Genomic DNA, 6181 nt, shown 5'->3' with positions numbered 1-6181 from the left:
GTGAGGTACTCCGTCAGTTCGTCCTTGGTGTTGCGCCAGGTGAAGTAGGTGTAGGACTGCTGGAAGCCGATCTCGGCGAGGGTGCGCATCATCGCCGGGCGGGTGAAGGCCTCGGCGAGGAAGATCACGTCGGGGTCGGTGCGGTTGATGCCGGCGATGAGCCGTTCCCAGAAGACGACGGGTTTGGTGTGGGGGTTGTCGACGCGGAAGATCCGCACGCCGTGGGACATCCAGTGGCGCAGGACGCGCGTGCTCTCCTCGACGAGGCCGTCCATGTCGGCGTCGAAGGCGACGGGGTAGATGTCCTGGTACTTCTTGGGCGGGTTCTCGGCGTGGGCGATGGTGCCGTCGGGGCGGTGGTGGAACCACTCGGGGTGTTTGTGGACCCAGGGGTGGTCGGGGGAGCACTGGAGCGCGAAGTCGAGGGCGATCTCCAGGCCGTGGCCGGCGGCCTGTTCGACGAAGTGGGTGAAGTCCTCCAGGGTGCCCAGGTCGGGGTGGACGGCGTCGTGGCCGCCTTCGGGGGAGCCGATGGCCCAGGGCACGCCGACGTCGTCGGGGCCGGGGGTGAGGGTGTTGTTGCGGCCCTTGCGGAAGGTGGTGCCGATGGGGTGGATCGGGGGGAGGTAGACGACGTCGAAGCCCATCGCGGCGATGGCGGGCAGCCGGCGGGCGGCGGTGCGGAACGTGCCGTGCGGACGCTCGGGCGTCCCCTCCGAGCGGGGGAAGAACTCGTACCACGCCCCGTACAGGGCCCGTTCCCGCTCCACCAGCAGCGGCAGGGCGTCGGACGCGGTGACCAGTTCCCGCAGGGGATGACGGGCCAGCACCTCCTCCACCTCCGGCGTCAGCGCCGCCGCGAGACGGGAGGCGGCCGGACGCGTCGTGTCGCGCAGGGCGTCGGCGGCCGCCAGCAGCACGGCCCCCTTCCGCTCCTCCCCGCCGGGCAGCTCGGCCGCCGCCCGCTCGTGCAGGCGGGCGCCCTCCTCCAGGACCAGTTCGGTGTCCATCCCCGCCGGGATCTTTACCCCGGCGGTCCGGCGCCAGGTGGTGACGGGGTCGCCCCAGGCCTCCACCGCGTACGTCCAGCGGCCCGGTGCGTCCGGGGTGACGTCGGCGCCCCAGCGGTCGGTGCCGGGGGCGAGTTCGCGCATCGGCGTCCACGGGCCCGGGCGGCCCCCGGGGTCGCGCAGGACGACGTTCGCGGCGACGGCGTCGTGGCCCTCGCGGAACACGGTGGCCGAGACCTGGAACGTCTCCCCGGTGACCGCCTTGGCCGGCCGGCGGCCGTGCTGCACGATCGGGCGGACGTCGAGGACGGGGATGCGCCCCACGGCGGTCACATCACCCGCGGAGGATCGCTCCGGGGCCGGCGGTCCGGCGTCGGCGGGGCGCACGGGGGGTGCCGGCGCCGTGGTGCGGGACGAACGGGGTGTCGGGGGTGCTGACGAGTGGTGCGTGGCGGGCATGACCGCTCCTGTCCGCATCAACGTGGGTGGGCGGATGGACGAGGGGAGGTGGGTCCTGCGGTGGGGGGTGCCGGTGGTGCCCGGGCGGGACCCGGGGTGGTGCTGGCCCCGGGCGGGACCCGGGGTGGTGCTGGCCCTGGGGGACCGGGGTGGTGCTGGCCCCGGAGGGCCGGGTTGGGGCTCGTTCCCGGGGGCCCGGGGTGGTGGCGGTGCGGTCCGGGCGGAACCGGGTGGTGCTGGTGGCCGGATGCGCCGGGGGCGGTACTCGGGTCCGGTCGCGCCGGGTCCCTTACGGGTACCCGGACGGGCCGGGGTTGTGCTCGCACCCGGGCGCGCCGGGTGGTGCTCGGGTCGTACGGGGTGTCGTACGGGGGGCGTACGGGGTCGTGTACCGGAGGAGCCTTCCCACCCTTTTCGGGTGAGCAATCCGGGACTTTGTTAACTACTCGCGCGTATGTCCGCGCACAAGGGCGGTGCTGGACCGGGCCCGTTCGCGGCGGCGGAGCCGGGGACGGTGTCACGCCGTCAGGAACCCGGGAATCGCAGCGGCTTGTCCGGCGAACCGGCTCCCCGGCCGGACACCTTCCTCTCCCCGTACCGCGCGGCGACGCCACGGCCGGCCCCCGACGGGGCGCCCGCCCCGTTCCCGGGCGTCACGAGAAAGCTGCCGCGGACGGCGCCGGGTGCCCCGGCCGCCGCGCATCGTCCTCTCCGGTGCGGCGTGCGCGGGCAGGGCGCCGGCCGAAAACGTCACGGTCGTGGCGACCGCGACCAGACCCCCCACCCGGCGCAGACACCGTGTTCGCGTCCGTGCCATGGTCCGCGTTCCCCTCCTCCACTCGGTCTACGGCGGCGCGGGTTCCCGGCGCCGGGTACGCACGGGGCAGCCTCTCGTGCGGGGCGAAGCACCACAAGGTGGCCCGAGGGGTCTTCAGGGGACGGAATCGGCCATACAGGATGAGCGTCCCCCGGGCGCGGCGGGTACCGCCGTCCGGGGGAGCCGGACGGCCGGGCCGGTACCGGGCCGAAAGCCGGGCACGCGGGGGCGGCAAGCCCTCGGCGCCACCCGCGCCGACCCCGGTACCGTCATCCACGACGTGGACGCACACCGCCGTGCGTCTCTTCCTCACGCACGCCGAGGTGGAATGTGAAGGCGATCCGTCGATTCACCGTCCGACCCCTTCTCCCCGAACCCCTCCGGCCGCTCGGTGACCTGGCCCGCAACCTGCGCTGGTCCTGGCACGCGGAGACCCGTGACCTCTTCCAGTCCGTCGACCCCGAACGCTGGGCCGCCTCCGGCAAGGACCCGGTCCGGCTCCTCGGCGGTGTGCGCGCCGAGCGCCTCACCGCACTGGCCGGGGACCGCCGCTTCCTGCGCCGGCTGACCGCGGCCGTCGACGAGCTGCACGACTACGTGACCGGCGACCGCTGGTACCAGACCCAGGACGCCTCCCTGCGGCTCCCGGCCGCCATCGCCTACTTCTCCCCCGAGTTCGGCATCACGGCCGCCCTGCCCCAGTACTCCGGCGGCCTCGGCATCCTGGCCGGCGACCACCTGAAGGCGGCCAGCGACCTGGGCGTGCCGCTGATCGGGGTAGGCCTGCTGTACCGGCACGGCTACTTCCGCCAGAGCCTGACCCGGGACGGCTGGCAGCAGGAGCACTACCCCGTCCTCGACCCCAACGAGCTGCCGCTGACCCTCCTGGAGGAGGACGAGGACACCCCCGCCCAGGTCTCCCTCGCCCTGCCCGGCGGCAGGCGGCTGCGCGCCCGGATCTGGCTGGCCCAGGTGGGCCGGGTGCCGCTGCTGCTGCTCGACTCCGACGTCGAGGAGAACGACCTGCGCGAGCGGGGGGTGACCGACCGGCTCTACGGCGGCGGCAGCGAGCACCGGCTCCTCCAGGAGATGCTGCTCGGCATAGGAGGTGTCCGGGCGGTACGCACGTACTGCCGGCTGACCGGGCACGCCCCGCCCGAGGTGTTCCACACCAACGAGGGGCACGCCGGCTTCCTCGGCCTGGAGCGCATCGCCGAACTCTGCGACGAGGGACTCGACTTCGACTCCGGCCTGGAGGCGGTCCGGGCCGGCACGGTCTTCACCACGCACACCCCCGTCCCGGCCGGCATCGACCGCTTCGACCGCGAGCTGGTCACCCGGCACTTCGGCCCCGGCGCCGAACTGCCGCGCATGGACGTCGGCCGCATCCTCGGCCTGGGCATGGAGACCTACCCCGGCGGTGAACCCAACCTGTTCAACATGGCGGTGATGGGCCTGCGCCTGGCCCAGCGCGCCAACGGCGTGTCGCTGCTGCACGGCCAGGTCAGCCGTGAGATGTTCGCCGGCCTGTGGCCCGGCTTCGACCCCGCCGAGGTGCCGATCACCTCCGTGACCAACGGGGTGCACGCCCCGACCTGGGTCGCCCCCGAGGTGCTGCGCCTCGGCGCCCGCCGGGTCGGCGTCCAGCGCACCGAGGACGCGCTCAGCGTCGGCGGCTCCGACCGCTGGGACTCCGTCGCCGACATCCCCGACCAGGACATCTGGGACCTCCGCCGCGACCTGCGCGAACAGCTCGTCCACGAGGTCCGCGCCCGCCTGCGCGCCTCCTGGCGCCAGCGTGGCGCGGGCACGGCCGAGCTGGGCTGGATCGACGGCGTCCTCGACCCCGACGTCCTCACCATCGGCTTCGCGCGCCGCGTCCCGTCGTACAAGCGCCTCACGCTGATGCTCCGGGACCGCGACCGGCTGATGGACCTGCTGCTCCACCCCGAACGGCCGGTCCAGATCGTCGTGGCCGGCAAGGCGCACCCGGCGGACGACGGCGGCAAGCGGCTCGTCCAGGAGCTGGTCCGCTTCGCCGACGACCCGCGCGTCCGCCACCGCGTCGTCTTCCTCCCCGACTACGGCATGGCGATGGCCCAGAAGCTCTACCCGGGCTGCGACATCTGGCTGAACAACCCCCTGCGCCCGCTGGAGGCGTGCGGCACGTCCGGCATGAAGGCGGCGCTCAACGGCTGCCTCAACCTCTCCGTCCTCGACGGCTGGTGGGACGAATGGTTCCGGCCCGACTTCGGCTGGGCGATCCCCACCGCCGACGGCGCCGGCACGGACCCCGACCGCCGCGACGACATCGAGGCGGCGGCCCTCTACGACCTCCTCGAACAGCGCGTCACCCCCCGCTTCTACGAGCGCGGCCGGCAGGGCCTGCCCGACCGCTGGATCGAGATGGTCCGCCAGACCCTCACCCTGCTGGGCCCCAAGGTCCTGGCCGGCCGCATGGTCCGCGAGTACGTCGAGCGGCTCTACGTCCCCGCCGCCCAGGCCCACCGCGCCCTCGACCCGGACACCGCGAGCGAGCTCGCCGCCTGGAAGGCCAGGGTGCGGTCGGCCTGGCACGCCGTCACCGTCGACCACGTCGAGACCTCGGCCGCCACCCCGACCGCCGAACTCGGCAGCACCCTCTCCCTCCGCGTCCGCCTGCGCCTCGGCGACCTCGCCCCCGACGACGTCGAGGTCCAGGCCGTCTCCGGCCGCGTCGACACCGAGGACCGCATCACCGACGCGACGACCGTCCCCCTGAAACCGACGAGCGGCCCCGACCTGGAGGGCAGCTGGATCTACGAGGGCCCCCTCTCCCTCGACCGCACCGGCCCCTACGGCTACACGGTCCGCATCCTCCCCGACCACCCGCTGCTGGCGTCCGGCGCGGAACTGGGACTGGTGGCCGGCCCGTCGGAGGAGCTGGCGGAGGGGGCGGGGGTGCTGATGCGGTGAGCGGGGCCCGGGAGGGGCGGCGCCGACGCCGCCCCTCCCGGCGACACCGTGGTCCCCGACCGGTCGTCGAGATTCACCGGCCGGTTGTCGACGACACCCCGGCAATCTGAGGCGGCGTCACCTATCGGTCTTGGCCTGAGAGAACGCCGAGAACGCGTACGCCGGACCCGGCCGCCCCCTGAGCGGTCCAAGGAGCCGTCGGAAGATAACTCACGAACGCCGAAGCGCCGCTCCACTCGATGACCTCGCGAGACAGTCCGCCTGACCAAGAGCAAAACCTGAAGTCAGGGGGCTGGGGTCGGCCCGGTACCTGAGCTTCGGGTGAGTAACTGCTTTTCGATGACGGTGTGGGTCCACGGACCGGCGAGTCCGTGGCCCCCCTCGCGGACTGTAACGCGGGAAGCCGTATGCCAGGTCACGTGAGGAGCTTCTGGTCGCCTTTGAGGCTGTGTATCAGGGCGCGCAGACCGGACACCGTCGTCGTGAGGACGGTGTCCGGGGCGTCGCTCTCGCGGAGGAGGATCCTGCCGAGGGCGGGGCCGGCTATGTAGACGCAGTTGGATGCGTCAGGACTGTAAGTGGACTTCGGCCTCGGTGGGGCGACTACCGGACGCGTGGGCCGTTCCCGGTCCGGCAGCGGGGGCAGCGGCAGGCGGGCCAGTCCATCGAGATGGTGAGCCTTTCCGGGTCCGGGCGGCGGGTGATGCTGCTCTGGTGGATCTCGCCGACGCGTTCACCATCGGGCCCGATGCGGTAGACGGCCAGCGTCAAACGGTGAGGCTCGCCCGGCTCGGGCGGGGTTCCGGCGTTCACCGCTCGCCCCCCGCAACCGGCCTGTGGCAGGCACATCGGCAGCGTTCCAGCAGGAGCAGACCCGTGCTGTGGGGCAAGGGCACGTCCCTGGTTCGGCGGCATGCGAGGTGCAGGTCCTCGTATCCTT

The 6181-nt window shown here is 73.3% G+C and carries 3 protein-coding genes; 1 reads left to right on the top strand and 2 read right to left on the bottom strand.

The window, feature by feature from the left end:
• Positions 1-1469: maltotransferase domain-containing protein (locus tag ACIP67_RS15625; RefSeq protein WP_401692135.1), on the bottom strand; the 1469-nt coding region annotated here is incomplete at its 3' end.
• 1147 nt (positions 1470-2616) lie between these two features.
• Here ACIP67_RS15625 and ACIP67_RS15620 point away from each other — a divergent pair.
• Complete coding sequence (locus tag ACIP67_RS15620; protein ID WP_401692134.1) at positions 2617-5241, top strand: glycosyltransferase family 1 protein; 2625 nt, start codon at positions 2617-2619, stop codon at positions 5239-5241.
• A gap of 415 nt (positions 5242-5656) precedes the next feature.
• On the opposite strand, the gene ACIP67_RS15615 is transcribed toward ACIP67_RS15620, so the two are convergent.
• Positions 5657-5878 (bottom strand): DUF397 domain-containing protein, encoded by a 222-nt coding sequence (locus tag ACIP67_RS15615; RefSeq protein ID WP_401692146.1) that lies wholly within the window; start codon positions 5876-5878, stop codon positions 5657-5659.
• Positions 5879-6181: the final 303 nt, after the last annotated feature.

Source organism: Streptomyces sp. NPDC088812 (genome assembly GCF_044750285.1).
GTDB lineage: Bacteria > Actinomycetota > Actinomycetes > Streptomycetales > Streptomycetaceae > Streptomyces.
This window is presented reverse-complemented; position numbering and strand designations above follow the sequence as displayed.